This is a genomic window from Psychroserpens citreus (genome assembly GCF_055686305.1).
The window spans coordinates 756616-777261 of the sequence record NZ_CM145999.1; the positions used below are offsets into that span (position 1 = coordinate 756616).

Consider the following 20646-nt stretch of genomic DNA (forward strand, 5'->3'; position numbering starts at 1 on the left):
TTATTTTTTCATAAAATCACGAAGTGTTTTATACACATCGTTTTGAATTTTCATTTCTTTTGGAACTTCGCGAAGAGGCTCTACTTCTCGTAAGCTATCATGACAATCTGATGGCAATTGTTGGTATAATTGAGTCCCTTTTGTTTTCCATTCAATCATTTGGTCACTAACCGTTTTTATCACCTTTGCAGGATTACCAACAACTAAACTTCGTTTTGGGATTTTAGTTTCGGCTTTTACAAAAGCCATAGCACCAATAATACATTCATCTCCAATTTCAGCATCGTCCATAATGACGGTATTCATTCCGATAAGACAATTTCTACCTAAACTCGCACCATGAATAATCGCACCATGCCCAACATGAGCACTTTCTTTAAGTGTGATTGACTTCCCTGGAAACATATGTACTGTACAATTTTCTTGCACATTTACACCATCTTCCAAAATGATTTGTCCCCAATCTCCACGAATGGCAGCTCCTGGACCTACATAACAGTGTTTTCCAATAATAACATTGCCAGTTACAGCTGCCAAAGGATGCACAAAACTTGTTTCGTGTACTACCGGAATAAAACCTTTAAAGCTGTATATCATTTTATTTAAATCCTTTCAATTTTTCTTTCGTAAATTCTGAAAGCACCAATCGACCACTAGTTTGAGCACGTTCAGCAAGAAGCTCATCCCAATCATCTGTTCCTTTCCAGAAGACTTTTTTCATTTCTAACATAGCTTCTGTATTGTACGTACATAAATGCTCTGCCGTAGCTTTTACAGCTTCGTCTAAATCTTCAGTGCTCTCATAAACATGTGTAAATAACCCTTTTTGTTTTGCCCATTCTGCTGGATAAAACGAATTAGCATCTATTGCAATTTGTGACATAGCACTTAACCCCATTTTACGTTCAATTGCGGGTCCAACAACAAACGGTCCAATACCAATATTAAGCTCACTTAATTTAATCGCTGCGAATTTAGTTGCCATACAATAATCGGTTGAGGCAGCTAGTCCAACACCTCCTCCTACAGTTTTACCTTGAATACGGCCAATGATAAACTTTGGACATTTTCGCATCGCATTAATCACATTAGCAAAGCCAGAAAAGAAGACTTTACCAGTAGCTGCATCATTAATATTGATGAGTTCTTTAAAACTTGCGCCTGCGCAAAAGGTTCGATCACCACCACTTTTTAGAACAATGACCTTAATGTTATCGTTTGCTCCAGCATCAGTAATGGTTTGTGCCAATTTTGCTAATATATCTCCTGGTAAGGAGTTATGAGCAGGATGAAAAAATTCAATATATCCTACTTCGTTTTCAATCGTTTGTTTTACGTAAGGTTGTGTCATATTATATCAATCCAAATTGTTCAAAATGATGGTTTAAATGTTTTCGTTCTAGCAAATACCATTCATATCTATTTAATTCTCCGAAGACCATATTTCTTAATAAGTCTTCTGGGTTTTCTTTAAAATAATTCAAGTATGTTTCTCTTTGAGCCTTGAACTGCTCTATTGCTGTAGCTAAATTATCGTATCTTAATGTATCAAGCGTATCTTTTTCCAATAATGGAAATTGAGAATTATGAGGAAACTTTCTATAGTCGTACAAACTATTTTTAACCTTTTCTAAAATCTTGTCTGGTGTTGAAATTTCAAAATCTTGTATTTCTCCTGCGGCAATTTTATAGGTATATTCTAAATGCTCAATCATATGTTGAGGCGTCATGATTCCCCATTTTGGCTTCATGCTCTCGGTCAACGTAGATAAACATTCATCTATCTTTTCATCAGTCATTTCAACAAAAGTCTCTTGTTTCTTTTGAACCATTGTCAAGATGGTAGCAACTGCAACCAAAGGACTATCTTTTTCAGTTTTTTGACTTTCTGGTTTATTCTCAAAATTGGCATCAAAAACTTCTACATGCCATTTTACAATGCCGCTCGGATGTTCGGCTGTAGCCACATCTCGATCAACTTTTTCCTTACAAGTTAAACGCACATATATGGTATCGTTATGATATAATGGTCTTAAAAATCGAATACTATCTAAACCATAATTTGCTGCTACTGGTCCTTTATTTGGATACACAAATAATCCAGCCGCTGCAGATATAATAAAATAACCATGAGCAGTTCGCTTTTCAAAAATGCTTCCATCGAGAGAAGTGATATCAGTATGCGCATAGAAATGATCCCATGTTAGGTTTGCAAAATTGATGATATCCGTATCAGTAAATGTTCGTTTATGTGTTTTGAGTGACATTCCTGGTTGAATATCTTCCCAATGGTATTTGAATGGATGCTGTTCTGCTTCCTTGTATTTGGCATTTTGTTGGTAAATCCCAGTAATCTCTGTTAAGGTAGTTGGCGATCCTTGAATTGCTGTGCGTTGCAAATAATGCTTAATTCCTCGCATACCTCCCATTTCTTCTCCTCCACCTGCTCTACCGGGACCACCATGAACTAAATATGGTAATGGTGAGCCATGTCCTGTACTTTCTTTAGCACTTTCTCTATTAAGCACTAAAATTCTTCCATGGTGGCTCGCAGCGTTAACTACATAGTCTTTCGCTATTTTATCATCGTTAGTAGCAATTGAAGATACTAATGATCCTTTACCCATTTGAGCCAAGGTAACTGCGTCTTCTAAGTTTTTGTATGGCATTATGGTACTTACAGGACCAAATGCTTCACGTTCGTGAATGATCGTATTTTGAAACGGATGATCTGCCCGCAGCAAAACAGGGCTAATGAATGCTCCTTTCTTAGCATCTGCTCCAATTGTTTCTATGATGTCTAAATCACCATAAACAATCTGTGCTTCTTTAGATAAGTCATTTACAGATTCTCTAACAGCATTTACTTGTTGTCGACTCACTAAAGACCCCATTCGAACTTCTTTTAATCTAGGATCTCCAATGGTAACTTTATCTAATGCTTTCCCTAAAGCTATTTGAACATCCTCAACGACATCCTCTGGAACAATAATACGGCGAATCGCAGTACATTTTTGTCCAGCTTTCACGGTCATTTCTTTTCGAACTTCTTTGATAAACAAATCAAATTCTGGAGTTCCTGGTATAGCATCTTCACCAAGAATAGAAGCATTTAATGAATCGGCTTCCATCGTAAATGGTACTGACTCTTGAATCAATCTTGGGTGTGCTTTTAATAATCTTCCTGTTGCGGCAGAACCTGTAAACGTTACGACATCTTGAGATTCTACTGTATCAAGAATTGTTCTAACCGTTCCATTTATAATTTGCAATGCACCTTCAGGTAAAATTCCAGATTCTACAATCTTTCTTGCTACAGCTTCAGCCAAATAAGACGAAGAAGGAGCCGGTAGAACTACCGCTGGCATTCCTGCCATCCAGTTTACTGCACACTTTTCTAACATGCCCCAAACTGGGAAGTTGAAGGCATTAATATGCACAGCAACACCTTTTTTTGGCACCATAATATGATGCGCCATAAATCGTCCACCACGAGATAAATCAATAGGATCCCCTTCAACATGAAAAGTTTGATTTGGAAATAACTTTCGTAATGATGCATTAGCGAATAGATTTCCAAAGCCGCCTTCAATATCTATCCAGCTATCCACTTTTGTAGCTCCAGTTCTATAACTTAACTCATAAAATGCATCTTTTCGTTTTGTAAGATATAATGCTAATTTTTTAAGCATATTACCACGCTCTTGAAATGTCATTTTACGAAGTTGTTCCCCTCCTTTGGTTCTTCCGTAATTTAAAATTTCAGGAATGTCTAACCCTTCGATTGCTACACTAGTGAAGGCTTCACCTGTAACAGCATCATGAATTGGTATTCCTTCTTCGGTTCCTGTTGTCCAAGTGCCTTGAACATAATGTTGTATTTTTTTCATCTGTTAATGTTCATTTTCAATTATTGTCAGATGCAATTCGCATAGAAAATATTTCAAGCTAATTAAATCTACATAGGTATGCTTATTTCATAATACCTTAAGCCATTATTCTTAAAATTCTTCCTGTGATTTTACCTTCAATAGATTTCACATAGCCATCTACAATTTTACCCATAGGCACTGGTGTATTACCAGGAAAATAAGCTGCATATTTCTGATAAGAGTCTTCAACTAAATCTGAGCAAATTACATTAATTCGTTTTCCATCTTCTAACTCTAAAGCAACTGCTTTAACAAAGCTATTTATAGCTCCATTAACCATGGCAGCACTGGTGGTCATATCTACTGGATCATCTGCTAAAATCCCTGTGGACAATGTTATTGAGCCGCCAGAATTTAGATAATGCTTACCAATGCGAACAACATTAACCTGACCCATCATTTTACTTTTAATCCCTATATAAAAGTCCTCTTCGGAAAGCTTATCCAATTTATCCCATTTCGCGTCACCAGCGATTGCGACAATGGCATCCAGTTTACCAACCGATTCAAACATGGTCTTTATAGATGATGCATCAGAAAAATCTACAGTTACATTACCAGAGTTTCGTCCAGCAATGAGTACCTCATGCTTTTGAGCTAAGCGTTCGCTTACCTTTTTCCCAATGGTACCGTTTCCTCCAATGATTAAAATCTTCATTTTATACTTTTTCTATTATTGCTGCATAACCTTGTCCGACACCAATACACATCGTAATCAAGGCATATTTTTTATTTTGTTCATGTAATTCCAAAGCTGCAGAATAAGCAATTCGTGCTCCAGTAACACCTAATGGGTGGCCAATTGCTATCGAACCTCCATTTGGATTTAATCTTGGATCATCATCAGCCAAGCCCCATGCTCTTGTGCATGCCAAGGCTTGTGCAGCAAACGCTTCGTTTAGCTCAATAACATCCATATCATCCATGGTTAAGCCTGCTTTCGCTAGAGCTTTATTTGACGCTTGAACTGGGCCAATTCCCATAATTCTAGGCTCTACTCCAACGACTGCCGAACTCACTATTTTAGCTAATGGTTTAAGATTATACTTTTTTATCGCATCTTCTGAAGCAATTATTGTTGCTGCAGCTCCATCGTTTAAACCTGATGCATTTCCAGCAGTAACACTACCACCTTCTTTTTTAAAAGCTGTTCTTAATTTCCCTAAAACTTCAAGTGATGTATTTGGTTTTACAAATTCATCTTTAGAAAACTGAATTGGATCTTTTTTACGCTGAGGAATTTCGACTGTTACTATCTCTTTTGATAGACGCCCATTTTCTTGAGCTTTAGTCGCTTTCATTTGACTCCAATACGCAAACTTATCTTGATCTTCACGGGAAATATTATACTTCTCAACCAAGTTTTCTGCGGTCATTCCCATACCATCTGTTCCATAAAGCTTCTGCATCTTTGGATTTACAAATCGCCATCCAAAAGTAGAATCATACATTTTAGAATCTCCTCCAAATGCACTTGACGGTTTGGCCATAACATAAGGCCCTCTGGTCATATTTTCTACTCCTCCAGAAATAAATATATCTCCATCACCTGCTTTTATTGCACGATTAGCATGAATAATTGCTGACAAGCCTGAACTACATAATCTATTTACAGTTTCACCTGGCACTGTAAATGGCAACCCTGCTAACAACAACGACATTCGAGCGACGTTTCTATTATCTTCACCTGCTTGGTTAGCACAACCCATAATCACATCATCATAAGCTTCTTTTGGTATATTAGGGTTTCGTTTTACAACTTCTGAAATGACCAAAGCCCCAAGATCATCAGTTCTAATAGCCGACAGCGTCCCTTTATAATTTCCTATTGGTGTACGCACACCATCTATAATATAAGCTTCTTTCATTGTTTCTTTATTTTTGCAAATTTTACAGCATCTACTAATAATGGATAATATTTATCCTTCTTTTTTAATGGAAATGCAGCCATAACATATAAAGTGATATTATCGTCTATCCCTTTTATAATTTTTACAGAAACAAAATGCCTCTTATCTCTATATTTTTCTACCTCCATAGAAGAACAAATCTGCTTATCTTCGAAATACTCAATAGTTAACGCTTCAGGATTTTGAACTTTCTCAGATTCAAAATCGGCAACTATGACTTTATAATCATGTTTAAAAGTTTCTAACGCCACAAATACAGCACCATCTTTAGTCATAAAGGTTTGATCGGATTCCTTAATGAATTCCTCAGAATCTATGTGAAAATCAACATCAACTTGACCTACTGCAATTTGAGTTAAACCTAGCGCTATTAAAATTAAAAACCGTTTCAAATAATATTTCATCATTTCTCCCAATCTTTTTGAGTTCTATACACCACACCTTTAAAAAGTGCTACTAATTCATTTCCTCGTTTTACTTCGACGATGTTAAAACCTAATTTATTATTTACTTTTTCGATTATGGATTCTGCCACCAAATAATCACCTTCTTCCAATGCTTCAATATGATTAATACTTGTTTCTATTGACACGGCATATTTACCATGCGTATTGGCTGTAAAACCAAAAGCAGTGTCTGCTAATGAATAGCTGATACCACCATGCGCATAATTCATACTATTGAGCATATCTTTTCGAATGGTCATAGCTACTTTGCATCTGCCTATTTCGCATTCTAAAATCTCAATACCCAGCCATTGGCTATAAGCATCTTGGCTTAACATTTTATATGGAATATCTGCTCCTTTCATTAAAAGAATGTTTTATACTCTCTACTCATTTTACGTAATAGTGGGCTACAACGGTATCGATCTTCATGATATTCGTCATACAATCTATCTAATGCAGTAACACATTTATCTATTCCAATTTCATCTGCCCAAGCCAATAATCCTTTTGGATAATTGACGCCTTTTGTCATGGCATTATCTATATCTTCAGCCGATGCTATATTTAAAAATAAGGCATCTGCAGCTTCGTTAATTAACATTACTAAAACGCGATTGAAAATCTTTTCTGCTAAGCCTTTATCTTCAATTGGACTCGGTTTAGCAGCTCCTTCAGTATAATCATAATAACCTCTACCAGATTTTCTACCCAAGTAACCTGCTTCTGAAAAACGTTTTTGTGTAAATGCTGGCTTATACCTTGGATCGAAATAAAACGCTGTAAATACAGTTTCGGTTACTGTATAATTGACATCATTACCAATAAAATCCATGAGTTCAAACGGTCCCATTCTAAAACCACCAATGGTTTTTAAACTCCAATCGATGGTTGCAAAATCTGCAATTCCTTCTTCATAAATCCTGAGAGCCTCTCCATAAAATGGTCGTGCTACACGATTTACAATAAAACCAGGCGTGTCTTTTGCAACAGCCACAACTTTTTTCCAATCGGAAATGATTTGTACTGAAGTATCTAAAACCGTTTTTGAGGTTTGAATAGCAGGAATCACTTCTACCAATTTCATTAAAGGCGCTGGGTTAAAGAAGTGAATTCCAATGCATCGTTCTGGTTTTTCTAATGATGCCGCAATAGATGCTATAGACAAACTAGACGTATTTGACGCAATAATACAATCATCACTTACATAACTCTCTAATTCAGAAAAGACTTTTTTCTTTATATCAATATTTTCAACAATCGCTTCTATTGTCAAGTTTGAATTAGATAAATCCTTCAAACTATCCACATAAGAAATATTAGATTGGATTCTTTGTTTTTCATTAGCATCGATTCGTCCTTTTTCAATAAGACGTGATAATATTTTTTCAAGAGTAGTTTTAGCTTTATCTAAAGCTCCTTGATTAGTATCGTATAATTTCACTTTACAATCAGCAGTTGCAGCAACTTGTGCAATACCACTTCCCATTGTTCCGCTACCTATTATTCCTACGTTCATTTTTTTATTTTAAGAGAGACCCTTCGACTGCGCACAGAATGACAAGTCTCATTATTTTCCTTTAAATTCTGGCTTTCGTTTTTCTATAAATGCAGCAACGCCTTCAGCATAATCTTCACTTTGAGCCGCTTCAATTTGTAATTTAGATTCAAGAGCTAATTGATCATCTAAAGTATTTGTCATAGATTGATTAAAAAGTTCTTTAATTAATCCCAGAGCTTTAGTTGGCATGTTAGCCAATTTCAATGCTAATTGATTAACAGTTTCTTCAAAACTTTCTAATGGAATCACTTTATATATCATGCCAAAACGTTCGGCTTCTTCTGCTGACACTTTATCACCTAACATGGCTAAGGCAGACGCTTTTTGAAATCCGATTAATCTTGGTAAAAAGAACGTTCCGGCACTATCAGGCACTAGACCAATTAAACTAAAGGCTTGAATGAAACTTACTTTTTCATGTGCAACAACGATATCACAAGCCAATGCGATGTTTGCTCCTGCTCCGGCGGCAACACCATTTACTGCTGCTATAATTGGCTTCTTAATTGAACGAATTCTTTGAATTATTGGATTATAATGTTCTTCGAGAATTTTTTTAAATCCTGGATTTAATTCTGGAGAAGTGACTTCTTTTAGGTCTTGTCCAGCACAAAATGCTTTTCCATTTCCAGAAAGCACTATAGCTCTCACCTTGTCATTGGTTTCACAATCATCCATAATGGATTGAAGACTCAATGCCATTTCACGATTAAAACTATTAAAAACTTCTGGTCTATTGAGCGTTATGTACGCTACTTTATTTTCAATTTTTAAAAGAATTGAATTATTACTCATACCTTATATTTTATCTCCATATGCGTTAAGGATGGAGGCTTTGTTGAAGCTCCTTAAAGTACCAACTTTAAGAGCGACTGCCGAGAGCCTGACCCTCGGGTAACGCTATACTTATTTTAAACATTTAAAATAGTCGAATGGTTCTTGACAATCATCACATTGAAATTGTGCTTTACATGCTGTTGAACCAAACTGACTAACCAAACGTGTGTTTTGTGACCCACAATTGGTACACTTCACCATTCGTTTTCCATGTAGCAACACATCTTTATTTGCTTCAGCATCTAAAGGCGCTGCTATACCATAATCTTCTAACGCTTTTCGGCCTCTTGGTGTGATCCAATCGGTTGTCCAAGCTGGATGTAAGATCAAATCTATTTCAGATTTGTATCCTGCTTCATTTAATGCTTTCTTGATATCGTCTCCAATGACATCCATTGCTGGGCAACCACTATAGGTTGGTGTAATTTCTACTTTAACGATATCATTTATAATCACAGCTGAACGCACAACACCCATATCCATTATAGACAATACTGGAATTTCAGGATCAGAAACCTGCTCTAAAATAGGCAGAAGCTTTTCATCGATATTTTGTTCTGTTGCTGTCATATTTATTGAGACTCTTCGACTGCGCTCAGAGTGACATTTAGTTTAATTTTTTTGAGATTACTTCCTTCTCAGGAATTTGTTACCATTCCATGTTGGGGTATGTGCGTTGCATATATTGTAAATCGCTCAACAAATACCCTAGATGCTCTGTATGAACACCTTCTTTACCTCCTTTTTGAAACCATTTGGACTCTGGTATTTCTAATGTTGCTTCTTTTAAAAGATCACTTACTTGCTTGTAATAATTATCTTTTAATGTAGTAACATCTACTCCTATACCTTCTGAGACCATAACTTTATCTGCTTCGGTTTGATGAAATAATTCATCGGTATAGGTCCACAAATCATTGATTGCTTGTTGCATTTTTTGATTGCTTTCATCGGTTCCATCTCCAAGACGTTTGACCCAATCTGAGGAGAAACGTTCGTGATAACTGACTTCTTTGATACACTTATTAGCAATTGCCGAAAGTGTCAAATCGGAACTCTTTTGCAATTCTGCCAAAAAAGCTAAATGATATACATCAAATAAAAACTGACGACCAATGGTGTATGCAAAATTGGTGTTAGGTTGTTCGGCTAACAACACATTTTTATACTCACGCTCTTTACGAAGCATGGCAATATCATCTTCTGTTCTACCATCACCAGCAATTTTTCCTGCATACTGAAAATAGCTACGTACTTGCCCGAATAAATCCAATGAAATATTAGTACAAGCAATATCTGTTTCTAAACTTGGTCCGTGGCCACATAGCTCTCCCATTCGTTGTCCAAGAATCAAGCTATTATCGGCAATACCAAGAATGTAATTATATAAGTTTTCGTTTTTCATATTTCTTAAATTGAGACCTTTCGACTGCGCTCAAGGTGACATTTAGATTTTATTTTTGTGATTCCAACTTTTGTAGGAATCACAATTACTACATATGTTTTACTTCATCAGGTAAATCATAAAATGTAGGGTGACGATAAATCTTATCTTGAGCAGGCTCAAACAATTCTCCATTGTTTTCAGGGTTAGAAGCTGTGATATGTTTGGACTCTACAACCCATATGCTCACACCTTCATTACGTCTTGTATAGACATCTCTAGCATTTTCTAAAGCCATTTCAGCATCTGCTGCGTGAAGACTACCACAATGCCTGTGTTCTAACCCGTTTTTACTTCTTACGAAGATTTCCCAAAGCGGCCAGTTTTTTGTTGCCATAATTTTATTTTTTACTTGCTTGACGTCCTTTCGATTTGTTTTGCAATGTGCTTTCAATGAAAATGTATTTCCATTCAATCAATACTCAAGGCGACAAACAATTTAAACTGCTTGTTTTTGTTTTCTTTCTTTTTTCTTTTCTGCATGAGCCATAGCTGCGTTGCGAACCCATTCACCACGTTCCCAAGCTCCAACTCTAGCTTTCATACGTTCTTTATTCATTGGTCCATGTCCCTTAACAACTTGCCAAAATTCATCCCAATCTATTTCTCCAAAGTCGTAACTTTGGCGTTCTTCGTTCCATTTCAAATCAGGATCTGGAATGGTTAAACCAATTAGATCTGCTTGAGGCACTGTTTGATCAATAAATTGTTGACGTAAATCGTCGTTAGATTTTCGTTTTAATTTCCATTTCATGGATTGTGCTGTATGAACAGATACATCATCTGTTGGACCAAGCATCATCAAACTTGGCCACCACCAACGATTTAAAGCATCTTGAGCCATCTCTTTTTGCTCTGGAGTACCATTAGCCAATTTCATCATGATTTCATAACCTTGACGTTGATGGAAACTTTCTTCTTTACATACACGAATCATGGCTCTAGCATAAGGCCCATAAGATGTGTTACATAATGGCACTTGATTGATGATTGCTGCACCATCTACTAACCAACCAATAGCTCCCATATCGGCCCAAGTAATTGTAGGATAATTAAAGATGCTTGAATACTTAGCTTTACCAGAATGTAATTGCTCATAGAGTTCATCTCTAGATACGCCTAAAGTTTCTGTGGCAGAATACAAGTATAAGCCATGCCCAGCTTCATCTTGCACTTTTGCTAAAAGTGCTACTTTACGCCTTAATGATGGTGCTCTAGTAATCCAATTTCCTTCAGGAAGCATCCCAACAATTTCTGAATGCGCATGCTGTGACATTTGCCTAATGTGTGTTTTTCGATACTTCTCAGGCATCCAATCTTTTGGTTCGATTTTTTCGTCTCTTGCGATACGTTCCTCGAATTGCTTCTCCAGATTTTTAATTTGTTCTTCACTCATTTCTTTTAGCTTTTGGCTATTAGCGACTTACTTTCTTTTTCAATATATTTTGAATTCCATAATTCATTTTGACTGTACTCTGTGTGACATTATGGAATAACATCTACACGTCAAAATCGACGACAACTTTTTCTGTTGTTGGTACAGCTTGACAACTTAGCACTAAATTTTGCGACACTTCTTTATCATCTAATGCATAATTTATTTTCATCTCTACAGAGCCATCAATTACCTCACATTTACAAGTACTGCATACACCTCCTTTACAAGCAAAAGGCAAATCGGCTCCAGCACCTAAAGCAGCATCTAAAATATTATCATACGCTTTAGTCATAGTAAAGACAAACTCTTTTCCTCCATCAACTATAGTCACTTCGATTCCTTCGACATTTTGTTGTGCTAAACGCTCAGCTCTTTTGATATCCTCTTCAGAAAGACCAGTTACAAATAATTCAAAATGCACCAAGTCTTTTGGTAATCCTGCATTGACTAAATACTCAGACACATAATTCACCATATTCTCAGGCCCACACAAAAACACTTCACTAGTATCTGGAATATCAATAAATGTATTAGTTAAGACTTTCATCTTTTCGTCATCAAAGCGCCCATTGAACAATTCTATATCTCGACGTTCCTTGGTTAAAAAGTAATAAATCTCAAGCCTTCCAAAATAGGCATTCCTAAGCTGTTCAAGTTCTTCTTTAAAGATAATGGATTTTGCTGTTTTATTTACATAAAACAACTTACAAGTTGAGTTTGGCTCTGCCCTCAAATGAGTCTTAATCATTGATAGTATTGGCGTAATACCACTACCAGCTGCAAAGAACAAGTAATTCTTTGAAGCTTCAGGCTGCACGGACACTCCAAATGTTCCGCTAGGTGTCATTACTTCAAGTTGATCACCAGCTTTTAAATGCTCATTAATGTAAGTTGAAAATTTACCACCTGGAATTTGTTTTACAGCTACCTTCCAAGATCCGTCTATCGGACTTGAGCACAGCGAATATGAACGACGTACATCTTCACCATTGATATCGGATTTCAAAGTTAAGTGCTGCCCTTGTCTAAATTTAAAGTTGTCTTGCAACTCTAGCGGTATATCAAAAGTTATTACCGAAGTATCTTCAGTTTCCTTGTATATCTCTGCAATTTTTAGCTTGTGAAAATCTGCCATATGTCATCTTTAAACCCTAAACTAACGCTTGTTAGTTTGGTGAACAAAGATACAAAATATAATTCTTAATTAGTAGTTAATTCCTTCGATGAGAATTTCACTGAGGTTATTTGCTAAATCGTTTGCATTTAGATCTTCTTTTTTAGGAATCCAAAGATATAAGGAGCGCAAAGTTGTTAACATAGAAAACATGATAATCTCTGGGTTACTTTGTTTAATTTCGGAAGCTGCAATCCCGTTTTTAATAATGTCTAGAAAATTAGCCTCATAATCATTGCGAAGTTTCAAATAATATTCTAATTGATCCTCGAGATGCATCCAATCGTTATTTAAAGACGCCATACCATTTGTATTATTAGCAGTAATCTTAACATGCAAGGAAACAATGTGTTTCAATTTTGAAATATTAGATACGTCAGAATTAATAACGGCATGCATTCCATTTGTAAATTCTTCGGCAATAGAAATAATAATTCCTTTTAGTATGTCTTGTTTAGAATTTATATGATTGTATAGACTCGCAGCTTTGATTCCCATGGCCGTTGCCAAATCACGCATTGTCACTGCACTGTAGCCTTTTTCTTTAAATAGTTTAGCTGCTGTATTAATTATTTCGTCTTTACGCGTCTCTTGTTTCAAACTATTAATTGTAATTATTCGTAAATTTAAACAAAAAGAAACTATGGGATTTTTAAGTTTTATTTTTGGCGCTAAAAAACGTCAAGTACATTATTATTTAGAGAAAAATGCTGTTATTTTAGATGTGAGAACACAGCGAGAATGGGATAGAGGACATATTGATAATTCAATTCATATTCCATTGAATGAATTGAGGAATCGCATTTCAGAAGTTAAAAATTTAGCTAAGCCAATTATTGTTTGTTGTGAAAGTGGTATTCGTTCGGCAAAAGCTGCAAAGTTTTTAAACCTTAATAACATTAATGCTATAAATGGAGGTGGTTGGGTTAATATAGAAAGGCAACTATAGTTTTAATTCTTGTAATTCTTCTGAAGAATTAATAGGATTCATATTGTACTCTAAAGTCCACCCAAGTGATCTTGTTAGAATATAAAATTTGGCAAGTTCACTTATGAGACGATTTTCGGCGTTGGACTTTAAATCGGAAGCTTCTATTTTTTTCATCAATGATTTGTTCACAATGTCTTTTATGTCATTATAATCTTTGGCTTCAAATTGATTAAAAAAATCAGCTTGTATATCATAATATTCAAAATCAGGGCTAATTTTAATCTCCTCCTTTGGGATAGTAATTATGCGTAGCGTTTTGGTTATCTCATCCACTTCATACTCAAGCTTACTAAGATCATACCCAATAGTCACATCGGCATTTACAATAACTATAGCTTGCTTTTTAGCTTCAAGCAAATCAGCGAAAACAGCTTTAGAATTTTTATAAGTAAACACCTCACTAAAATGACCTTCGGTTACTACTAGTTTACCAACATTTTTAACCTGCTCTCTTATCAAAGCTGTATTTTCTTGGAGTGTAATTTTATCTTCTTTTTTGTCACCACAGTATTTGAATGTAAATAAAATAACCAATGTGATTATGACTCCAAAAAATACTTTTCTCATGATTTTACTGTTTTTTCAACTCTAATTTTTCTGCAAAATAATCACAGAAATCCATCATCGTTGCCGACATTTTTTCATCCTGGGTTGCTCTCTGATATGTTTTACTCATTTCGACTAAAGTTTGGTGAAAGAACTGTTTCATTTCGTCAACAGGCATATCTTTAGTCCACAAGTCGATACGCAAGGTTTCTTTATTTTTAGCATCCCAAACAGCTAACATCATTGCTTTAGCTTCTTCGTTCGAAATGCCGCCATCTTCTGCTGTCCAGTGCAATTTTTCAGGCACTTTATTTTCATCAAGTTCTACACTTAATTCTATTGTTGATGTATGGTTGTTTCCCATTATTTAGGTGGTTTATAATTAGATTTATTAAATATGTCGATAGCCTCTTTCTGCATTAATTCTTCAAGGGACACATCTGTATTATTGGTCATATATGCTCTTACGATTTGCCATCCTATATATTGCCCGAGTCTACCTGGTGTTTGACTATCTAGTTCTAAATAAAATTTTGAAAAAGGAGCATCTGCTATAAAACGTGCAGGTAAACTACTATCAGTATCATACAACATTTCGTGCTCTACAAAATGTGTCCATATCATATTTTCATTGATTTCAGCAAATTCTAGTTGCTCTTGAGTATAGCCTATTTTTTCTGCATCTGTTTTAAACGGAATCATAACATCTTTGAAATACAATTGCTTGCCAAAATATATCATCTCATCTAAAAGTGTCTTCTTTTGCATCTGAAAAATTTGCTTTTCACTATAAGCTTTTGCTAAATCAACTACAATTTGTGAAGGCTTTAAATTGTTAGTAATATACCTTTGAATCCCAGAATAAATGTCATGATCAGTTCCTAAATAATTATCAATAGCAATAACGACAACAGAATCTGTAACCACTAATTTTTCTCTGTGGTTTACAAAATTTGTCAAGGTTATTACTCTCGGTTCATTGAAAGTTTTATTGTAAAATTTTAAATGCTGAAATAACCGTTTAATATCACTAGTAACTTCCTTAAAATCTCCAAACTTTTCATGTGTAGCAGCATTCAATAATACTTGATTTGAATCTTTCATCCTTTCAACCCATACAGAATCTGGAACACGCTTAGGAAACAGAAAAGGAAACGCGGCTTTTAAACTTGCTAAATCTTCTGGCTCTGCTTCTGCAAATGCACGATCAAAACGCTCAACAACGACATTAGTTTTCAATTTCGATATTTCGGTCTTTACTGGACTATCACTTTTACAACCAAAAAGTGCTATATTAATAAGGCTTAATAACAGGAGTTTTTTCATGTACTATATTTACGAAAACTTAATCTTACTAAATTTTTATTAGTAACGCTATTACGTTATTTTTGTTACACAAAGGTACTACATTAGTCTAAAAACTTATTAAAATGCAAACAGAAAAAGTTGTTGATCATATTGTAAATTGGCTTAAAGATTATGCGACGAACGCAGGTGTTAATGGATTTGTTATTGGCATTTCTGGCGGAATAGACTCGGCAGTAACATCAACACTCTGTGCCAAAACCGGTCTCGATTTACTTTGTATTGAAATGCCTATTCATCAAGCTGCTAGTCATGTCACAAGAGCACAAGAGCACATTGCTCAGCTAAAACAACGTTTTTCAAATGTAGGAGACATAAGAGTAGATTTAACTCCTGTTTTTGAAGAATTTAAAACGGAGGTTTATCTCGACGGCAAGGAAGCGACAGTTGACATGGCTTTAGCAAATACAAGAGCAAGACTACGAATGACCACTTTATATTACCATGCAGGACTCATGGGACTACTAGTTGCGGGAACAGGAAACAAAGTAGAAGACTTTGGGGTAGGATTCTACACTAAATATGGTGATGGTGGCGTTGATTTGAGTCCGATTGCAGATTTACTAAAATCTGAAGTATACGAAATAGGAGAATTACTTAATGTCCCAAAGTCTATTATGAAAGCTGCACCAAGTGATGGGCTTTTTGGAGATGCAAGAAGTGATGAAGATCAAATTGGAGCATCTTACCCAGAATTAGAATGGGCGATGCAAATGAAAGACGAAGGTAAAACTGAATCTGATTTTGAAGGACGTCAAAAGCAGGTTTATCAAATATTTATGAGGTATAATCGTTCAAATCTTCATAAAATGATTCCGATACCGATTTGCGAAATTCCTAAAATTTTAAAATAATTATTGAGTTTTTATGTGTAAAAAATCGTAAGTGTTGATTTTTTTATTAATTTTGCATTGCAAATCTCCACATTCTTGAACTTTAATAAGTTCTGGCACTCTATATACTAACTAACCAATTAAATACTGTATTATGATTAAGGTACTAGTCGTTGACAATCATCCTATCGTAACTACTGGCTTTCAACTATTGTTCGAAAATCATGAAGATATAAAAGTTGTAGGCACAGTTGGAAGTGGTGTGGATATTTTTGAATTTGTTAGACGACATGACGTAGACGTGATTGTTTCAGAAATTGAACTTCCTGAACTTAATGGTATTACTGCACTTAGAGCTATTAAGAAAGAACATAGTCATATCAATATCATCATGTTTAGTTATCATCCAGAAGAAATCTATGCTATAAGTACAATTAAAGCTGGTGCCTCGGGATATGTTTCTAAATCTGAACCCATTGAAGTTATTATAAAAGCAATTAAAAGTGCTCATAATGGCGATATTTATTTGAGTAATAAAATGTCTAAGCACCTCAATTACAATGACACCAAAAACTCTAAAAGCAGAATTTACAAGCGCTTGTCAACACGTGAGGTAGAAGTCTTAAAATTATTATCTTCTGGTAAAAAGAATAAGGAAATTGCGTTAGAGCTTGATATTAATGAAAAAACAGTAAGTACTTACAAAGCTAGATTATTTAAAAAATTAAATGTAAATAACCTTATTGATTTAGTAAATCAAGGCAAACAATTAGATTTAAGTTAAACTTTACCTCCTATTACTTTACCAAGCTTACGAGATAATAACATTTTTAGACCAACATAATCTTTAACATCTTCAAGAATATTTCTAGTATTTATCTCTTCTTTTAAGGTTTCATTTTGATATTCAGCAACTTTTTTATCAATCAAATAACATCTTAAAGTCAAGATAGTTTGTGTAACTAATTGTGCTACAGTATGTTTCTTTTCCTTAGGGATAATATGATTACGTTCCCAATCATGAAGCATGTAACGCTCATCATTCATTAAAATTGTCGTGACATTATTTGCTAATTCTTGATCTAATCTATTTACAAAGTTCTTTGTTGAAAAATCTGGTTCTTGATGAAGTGTATCTATAATAGTGTAATACAATGATTTAAATTGCGGATTCGTAAATTGCATTTCATCTTCTTGAAGGTCTAAATAGATTTTTTCAAACACCTTAGCATTATGAATTACGGGTTCAAGTTGTAATTCACCATCCTCTGTTTCTTTTAGGACAAGATCTTCAAAATCTTCCGTTTCAGTTCCGTAGAGCAACAAAATTTCTATAATCTTTCGTTCTAACTCATATTGCAAATCGACTTTTGGTGCTCGTGCCTGAGGCTTTACAACATCAAATGCTTTTTGTTTTGCTTTATAATTTTTAGCCACATCTTGCGTATCTTTTTTTTCAATTTGAGCAAGAGTACTAAACAATACATCTTCACTAATATCCATAATGCGAGAGCATTCTTGGATATAAACTTCTTTCTTAATTTGATCCGGAATTTTAGAAATACTATTTACAATATCTCTAATTGTTTCGGCTTTTTTTATGGGGTCGTTATTCGCTTCTTTAATTAATAATGAGGCTTTAAATTGAATAAAATCTTTAGAATTCTCATTGAGAAAAGCCTTTAATTCTTCTAATGTATTTTGTTTGGCAAAACTATCAGGATCTTCACCTTCAGGAAACCCACATACTTTTACATTCATGCCTTGTTCTAAAATCAAGTCAATACCTCTAAGGGAAGCTCTAATCCCAGCAGCATCACCATCAAAAAGCACCGTGATATTATTTGTTAGTCTATTAATCAATCTTATCTGTTCTGGTGTTAATGCAGTTCCAGAAGATGCTACCACATTTTTAATTCCGGTTTGATAAAATTGAATGACATCGGTATATCCTTCTACAAGATAACAGTTATCTTCTTTTGCTATTAATTGTTTAGCGTGGTATATACCATAAAGAATTTTACTTTTGTGATAGACTTCACTTTCAGGAGAGTTTAAATACTTAGCCGCTTTTTTATCTGATGTTAGGATACGTCCACCAAACCCTAAAACACGTCCACTCATACTATGAATAGGAAACATCACACGACCTTTAAATCGATCAAATTTCTTTTCAGGTTTTACAATAGTAAGACCTGTTTTTTCAAGAAATTCTAATTGATATCCATTCTTCAAAGCTTCATCAGTAAAGGCTTGCCATTCGTCAAGAGAATACCCTAAATTAAACTGCTTTATCGTCTCATTTGTAAATCCTCGTTCCTTAAAATAACTCAACCCAATGGCTTGCCCTTGATCGGTTTTGAACATGATACGCTCAAAATAGTCTTTAGCAAACTCATTAACTAAATACAAACTTTCGCGCTCATTAGCTTCAGCCTTTTGCTCATTAGTTTGCTCAGTTTCTTCAATTTCTATATTATATTTTTTAGCTAAATACTTAATAGCTTCAGGGTAAGTAAAATGCTCATGTTCCATCAAAAATGTCACAGCATTACCTCCTTTTCCGCTGGAAAAATCTTTCCAAATTTGCTTTACTGGAGATACCATAAAACTCGGCGAACGCTCATCACTAAAGGGGCTTAGACCTTTAAAATTGCTTCCTGCTTTTTTTAATTGCACAAAATCACCAATAACCTCCTCTACACGAGCGGTTTCAAATACTTGTTCTATGGTGGATTTTGATATCAAAAATTTTAATATAGTCTATGAACGACAAATTTAATGATATTAAACTTATAATTATTATTAGCAAGGTGTAAAGCAACTATAATTTTGTTTACATTTATATGTCAAAAAAATAAATAAAATGAAGAACTTTAAAATTCTCAAATTATCTTTTATTCTGAGTTTAATATGTATTGCGTGTAATTCTGATGATGATAGCACAACTCCTGAGGAACCGGAAGTTGTTCTAACTGACAATGTAGAAGTATATAATGAAGACCTTATAGACAACGGGTTTATTCTGGCTGTAGAAAATGGAGGTACTTCTTCATACTTATTAGCAAAAAATGGCAATAAAATTAAAGAATGGACCTTTGATGACAATCTTGGAAATGACCTACAATTACTACCATCTGGAAAATTACTAGGCTTATTCAAAACCCAAAGCCCTGATGTTAATTTTGGAGGATTTGGAGGCTTAATCAAGATCATAAATGCAGATGACGAAGTGGAGTGGGAGTACCTTTATGCGACTAGTAATTTTATTGCTCATCATGATGTAGAAATGTTACCTAACGGGAATATCCTATTTATAGCTTGGGAACGAATTGGTTCTTTTTTAGGAGCAATAGAAGGCTCTTCTTCTAGTATAGATATTTTTCCTGAAAAACTGATCGAAATCAATCCGAATACTAATGAAATTGTTTGGGAATGGAGAAGCTTTGATCATATCATACAAGATCAAATCCCTAGCGCAAATAATTTTGGTGTAGTTAGCGACAACCCACAATTAATTGATATTAACTATAACGATTCTGAAAATGGAGACATTATGCATGCTAACGGTATTGATTATGACCCAGTAAATGATGTTATTTTTTTAAGTGTAAACTTTTATCATGAAGTATGGGTTATTGATCATAGTACGACGACAGAAGAAGCAGCAAGTCATTCTGGAGGAAACTATAACAAAGGTGGAGATTTGCTTTACAGATTTGGCAACCCACAAGCCTATCAAAACACTTCAGGCGAACGGTTATTTTATAACAATCATTTTCCTAATTTTTTACAAAGTGATGAGCCAGGTGCTGGTAACGTTTTGGTTTATGGAAATGGTAATAACATTGAGCAATCAACAGTTTACGAATTAGAAATGCCAGCAAACTATGAACTAACGCCCAACGCCAATAATGAACCAAATATTGTGTGGAGTTTTACTGATGAAGACCTATTTTTTGGTCGCATTTCGGGAGCAGACAGATTAGACAACGGAAACACTATCATTTCTGAAGGCGATTATGGATTTTGGGAAGTAACTCAAGATGGGGTCGTAGTATGGAAATACAATGGTTTAGGGCCAAATTTTTGGCGTTGTTACGGTTTTAGCACAAATGACATAGAAATTCAAGATTTAAATTTATAAGCTTGTGTTTAATATTTCTGGA

Annotated in this window: 23 protein-coding genes; 4 read left to right on the top strand and 19 right to left on the bottom strand. The window is 34.8% G+C overall.

All coding sequences use genetic code 11. The annotated features are described in order from the left end of the window. The 15 genes from ACTU6T_RS03460 to ACTU6T_RS03530 form a co-directional block, all read right to left on the bottom strand. Complete coding sequence (locus ACTU6T_RS03460; protein ID WP_460219868.1) at positions 1-597, bottom strand: acyltransferase; 597 nt, start codon at positions 595-597, stop codon at positions 1-3. A gap of 1 nt (position 598) precedes the next feature. Beyond that, positions 599-1351 carry an enoyl-CoA hydratase/isomerase family protein gene (locus tag ACTU6T_RS03465; RefSeq protein WP_460219869.1) on the bottom strand — a complete coding sequence of 251 codons (753 nt, stop codon included), beginning with the start codon at positions 1349-1351 and terminating at the stop codon, positions 599-601. Position 1352: 1 nt separating this feature from the next. Further along, complete coding sequence (paaZ, locus tag ACTU6T_RS03470; protein WP_460219870.1) at positions 1353-3890, bottom strand: phenylacetic acid degradation bifunctional protein PaaZ; 2538 nt, start codon at positions 3888-3890, stop codon at positions 1353-1355. 97 nt (positions 3891-3987) lie between these two features. Beyond that, positions 3988-4590 (bottom strand): short chain dehydrogenase, encoded by a 603-nt coding sequence (locus ACTU6T_RS03475; protein WP_460219871.1) that lies wholly within the window; start codon positions 4588-4590, stop codon positions 3988-3990. 1 nt (position 4591) lies between these two features. Beyond that, positions 4592-5800, bottom strand: a complete 1209-nt coding sequence (gene pcaF / locus ACTU6T_RS03480) for a 3-oxoadipyl-CoA thiolase (RefSeq protein ID WP_460219872.1) — start codon at positions 5798-5800, stop codon at positions 4592-4594. Then, positions 5797-6249, bottom strand: coding sequence for a hypothetical protein (locus tag ACTU6T_RS03485; RefSeq protein WP_460219873.1), 453 nt, complete (start codon positions 6247-6249; stop codon positions 5797-5799). Before ACTU6T_RS03485 ends, pcaF begins: the two co-directional genes overlap by 4 nt. Beyond that, positions 6246-6653 carry a PaaI family thioesterase gene (locus ACTU6T_RS03490; protein ID WP_460219874.1) on the bottom strand — a complete coding sequence of 136 codons (408 nt, stop codon included), beginning with the start codon at positions 6651-6653 and terminating at the stop codon, positions 6246-6248. Before ACTU6T_RS03490 ends, ACTU6T_RS03485 begins: the two co-directional genes overlap by 4 nt. Then, a complete protein-coding gene (locus tag ACTU6T_RS03495; RefSeq protein ID WP_460219875.1) occupies positions 6653-7807 on the bottom strand; it encodes a 3-hydroxyacyl-CoA dehydrogenase NAD-binding domain-containing protein in 1155 nt (384 codons plus the stop codon). The genes ACTU6T_RS03490 and ACTU6T_RS03495 overlap by 1 nt, the downstream gene beginning before the upstream one ends. Before the next feature lie 51 nt (positions 7808-7858). Further along, positions 7859-8644, bottom strand: coding sequence for an enoyl-CoA hydratase-related protein (locus tag ACTU6T_RS03500; RefSeq protein ID WP_460219876.1), 786 nt, complete (start codon positions 8642-8644; stop codon positions 7859-7861). A 111-nt stretch (positions 8645-8755) separates the two neighbouring features. Further along, on the bottom strand, positions 8756-9256 hold the full coding sequence (paaD, locus tag ACTU6T_RS03505; protein WP_460219877.1) for a 1,2-phenylacetyl-CoA epoxidase subunit PaaD: 501 nt from the start codon (positions 9254-9256) through the stop codon (positions 8756-8758). A 79-nt stretch (positions 9257-9335) separates the two neighbouring features. Continuing rightward, positions 9336-10091, bottom strand: coding sequence for a 1,2-phenylacetyl-CoA epoxidase subunit PaaC (paaC, locus tag ACTU6T_RS03510; protein ID WP_460219878.1), 756 nt, complete (start codon positions 10089-10091; stop codon positions 9336-9338). A gap of 88 nt (positions 10092-10179) precedes the next feature. Then, positions 10180-10467, bottom strand: a complete 288-nt coding sequence (gene paaB, locus ACTU6T_RS03515; RefSeq protein ID WP_460219879.1) for a 1,2-phenylacetyl-CoA epoxidase subunit PaaB — start codon at positions 10465-10467, stop codon at positions 10180-10182. A gap of 102 nt (positions 10468-10569) precedes the next feature. Then, positions 10570-11526 carry a 1,2-phenylacetyl-CoA epoxidase subunit PaaA gene (gene paaA / locus ACTU6T_RS03520; RefSeq protein WP_460219880.1) on the bottom strand — a complete coding sequence of 319 codons (957 nt, stop codon included), beginning with the start codon at positions 11524-11526 and terminating at the stop codon, positions 10570-10572. Between the two features lie 103 nt (positions 11527-11629). After that, positions 11630-12703, bottom strand: coding sequence for a 1,2-phenylacetyl-CoA epoxidase subunit PaaE (gene paaE, locus ACTU6T_RS03525; protein ID WP_460219881.1), 1074 nt, complete (start codon positions 12701-12703; stop codon positions 11630-11632). A gap of 69 nt (positions 12704-12772) precedes the next feature. Next, positions 12773-13342: a TetR/AcrR family transcriptional regulator gene (locus ACTU6T_RS03530; RefSeq protein WP_460219882.1), complete on the bottom strand. Its 570-nt coding sequence runs from the start codon at positions 13340-13342 to the stop codon at positions 12773-12775. 43 nt (positions 13343-13385) lie between these two features. On the opposite strand from ACTU6T_RS03530, the gene ACTU6T_RS03535 reads away from it, so the two are divergent. Then, a complete protein-coding gene (locus tag ACTU6T_RS03535) occupies positions 13386-13691 on the top strand; it encodes a rhodanese-like domain-containing protein (RefSeq protein WP_460219883.1) in 306 nt (101 codons plus the stop codon). Here ACTU6T_RS03535 and ACTU6T_RS03540 read toward each other — a convergent pair. From ACTU6T_RS03540 to gldB, 3 genes are read right to left on the bottom strand one after another with little or no spacing between them, the layout of a single operon-like run. Next, complete coding sequence (locus tag ACTU6T_RS03540) at positions 13686-14300, bottom strand: DUF4230 domain-containing protein (protein ID WP_460219884.1); 615 nt, start codon at positions 14298-14300, stop codon at positions 13686-13688. The genes ACTU6T_RS03535 and ACTU6T_RS03540 overlap by 6 nt on opposite strands. A 4-nt stretch (positions 14301-14304) precedes the next feature. Further along, positions 14305-14643: a gliding motility protein GldC gene (gene gldC, locus ACTU6T_RS03545; protein ID WP_460219885.1), complete on the bottom strand. Its 339-nt coding sequence runs from the start codon at positions 14641-14643 to the stop codon at positions 14305-14307. Further along, positions 14643-15605 carry a gliding motility lipoprotein GldB gene (gene gldB, locus ACTU6T_RS03550; RefSeq protein WP_460219886.1) on the bottom strand — a complete coding sequence of 321 codons (963 nt, stop codon included), beginning with the start codon at positions 15603-15605 and terminating at the stop codon, positions 14643-14645. Before gldB ends, gldC begins: the two co-directional genes overlap by 1 nt. A 104-nt stretch (positions 15606-15709) precedes the next feature. Between gldB and nadE the strand changes: the two genes are divergently transcribed. Both nadE and ACTU6T_RS03560 read left to right on the top strand, forming a co-directional pair. After that, positions 15710-16498, top strand: a complete 789-nt coding sequence (gene nadE, locus ACTU6T_RS03555; RefSeq protein ID WP_460219887.1) for an NAD(+) synthase — start codon at positions 15710-15712, stop codon at positions 16496-16498. A 133-nt stretch (positions 16499-16631) separates the two neighbouring features. Further along, positions 16632-17261: a response regulator gene (locus ACTU6T_RS03560; RefSeq protein WP_460219888.1), complete on the top strand. Its 630-nt coding sequence runs from the start codon at positions 16632-16634 to the stop codon at positions 17259-17261. Here ACTU6T_RS03560 and dnaG read toward each other — a convergent pair. Further along, positions 17258-19225, bottom strand: coding sequence for a DNA primase (gene dnaG / locus ACTU6T_RS03565; protein WP_460219889.1), 1968 nt, complete (start codon positions 19223-19225; stop codon positions 17258-17260). The two genes, ACTU6T_RS03560 and dnaG, sit on opposite strands and share 4 nt — an antisense overlap. Positions 19226-19343: 118 nt before the next feature. On the opposite strand from dnaG, the gene ACTU6T_RS03570 reads away from it, so the two are divergent. After that, a complete protein-coding gene (locus ACTU6T_RS03570; protein ID WP_460219890.1) occupies positions 19344-20624 on the top strand; it encodes an aryl-sulfate sulfotransferase in 1281 nt (426 codons plus the stop codon). Positions 20625-20646: the final 22 nt, after the last annotated feature.

Bases quoted from the DNA above. Each gene is read 5' to 3' on its own strand.
- ACTU6T_RS03460 (WP_460219868.1), bottom strand. From the start codon at position 597: ATGATATACAGCTTTAAAGGTTTTATTCCGGTAGTACACGAAACAAGT.
- ACTU6T_RS03465 (WP_460219869.1), bottom strand. From the start codon at position 1,351: ATGACACAACCTTACGTAAAACAAACGATTGAAAACGAAGTAGGATAT.
- paaZ (WP_460219870.1), bottom strand. From the start codon at position 3,890: ATGAAAAAAATACAACATTATGTTCAAGGCACTTGGACAACAGGAACC.
- ACTU6T_RS03475 (WP_460219871.1), bottom strand. From the start codon at position 4,590: ATGAAGATTTTAATCATTGGAGGAAACGGTACCATTGGGAAAAAGGTA.
- pcaF (WP_460219872.1), bottom strand. From the start codon at position 5,800: ATGAAAGAAGCTTATATTATAGATGGTGTGCGTACACCAATAGGAAAT.
- ACTU6T_RS03485 (WP_460219873.1), bottom strand. From the start codon at position 6,249: ATGATGAAATATTATTTGAAACGGTTTTTAATTTTAATAGCGCTAGGT.
- ACTU6T_RS03490 (WP_460219874.1), bottom strand. From the start codon at position 6,653: ATGAAAGGAGCAGATATTCCATATAAAATGTTAAGCCAAGATGCTTAT.
- ACTU6T_RS03495 (WP_460219875.1), bottom strand. From the start codon at position 7,807: ATGAACGTAGGAATAATAGGTAGCGGAACAATGGGAAGTGGTATTGCA.
- ACTU6T_RS03500 (WP_460219876.1), bottom strand. From the start codon at position 8,644: ATGAGTAATAATTCAATTCTTTTAAAAATTGAAAATAAAGTAGCGTAC.
- paaD (WP_460219877.1), bottom strand. From the start codon at position 9,256: ATGACAGCAACAGAACAAAATATCGATGAAAAGCTTCTGCCTATTTTA.
- paaC (WP_460219878.1), bottom strand. From the start codon at position 10,091: ATGAAAAACGAAAACTTATATAATTACATTCTTGGTATTGCCGATAAT.
- paaB (WP_460219879.1), bottom strand. From the start codon at position 10,467: ATGGCAACAAAAAACTGGCCGCTTTGGGAAATCTTCGTAAGAAGTAAA.
- paaA (WP_460219880.1), bottom strand. From the start codon at position 11,526: ATGAGTGAAGAACAAATTAAAAATCTGGAGAAGCAATTCGAGGAACGT.
- paaE (WP_460219881.1), bottom strand. From the start codon at position 12,703: ATGGCAGATTTTCACAAGCTAAAAATTGCAGAGATATACAAGGAAACT.
- ACTU6T_RS03535 (WP_460219883.1), top strand. From the start codon at position 13,386: ATGGGATTTTTAAGTTTTATTTTTGGCGCTAAAAAACGTCAAGTACAT.
- ACTU6T_RS03540 (WP_460219884.1), bottom strand. From the start codon at position 14,300: ATGAGAAAAGTATTTTTTGGAGTCATAATCACATTGGTTATTTTATTT.
- gldC (WP_460219885.1), bottom strand. From the start codon at position 14,643: ATGGGAAACAACCATACATCAACAATAGAATTAAGTGTAGAACTTGAT.
- gldB (WP_460219886.1), bottom strand. From the start codon at position 15,605: ATGAAAAAACTCCTGTTATTAAGCCTTATTAATATAGCACTTTTTGGT.
- nadE (WP_460219887.1), top strand. From the start codon at position 15,710: ATGCAAACAGAAAAAGTTGTTGATCATATTGTAAATTGGCTTAAAGAT.
- ACTU6T_RS03560 (WP_460219888.1), top strand. From the start codon at position 16,632: ATGATTAAGGTACTAGTCGTTGACAATCATCCTATCGTAACTACTGGC.
- ACTU6T_RS03570 (WP_460219890.1), top strand. From the start codon at position 19,344: ATGAAGAACTTTAAAATTCTCAAATTATCTTTTATTCTGAGTTTAATA.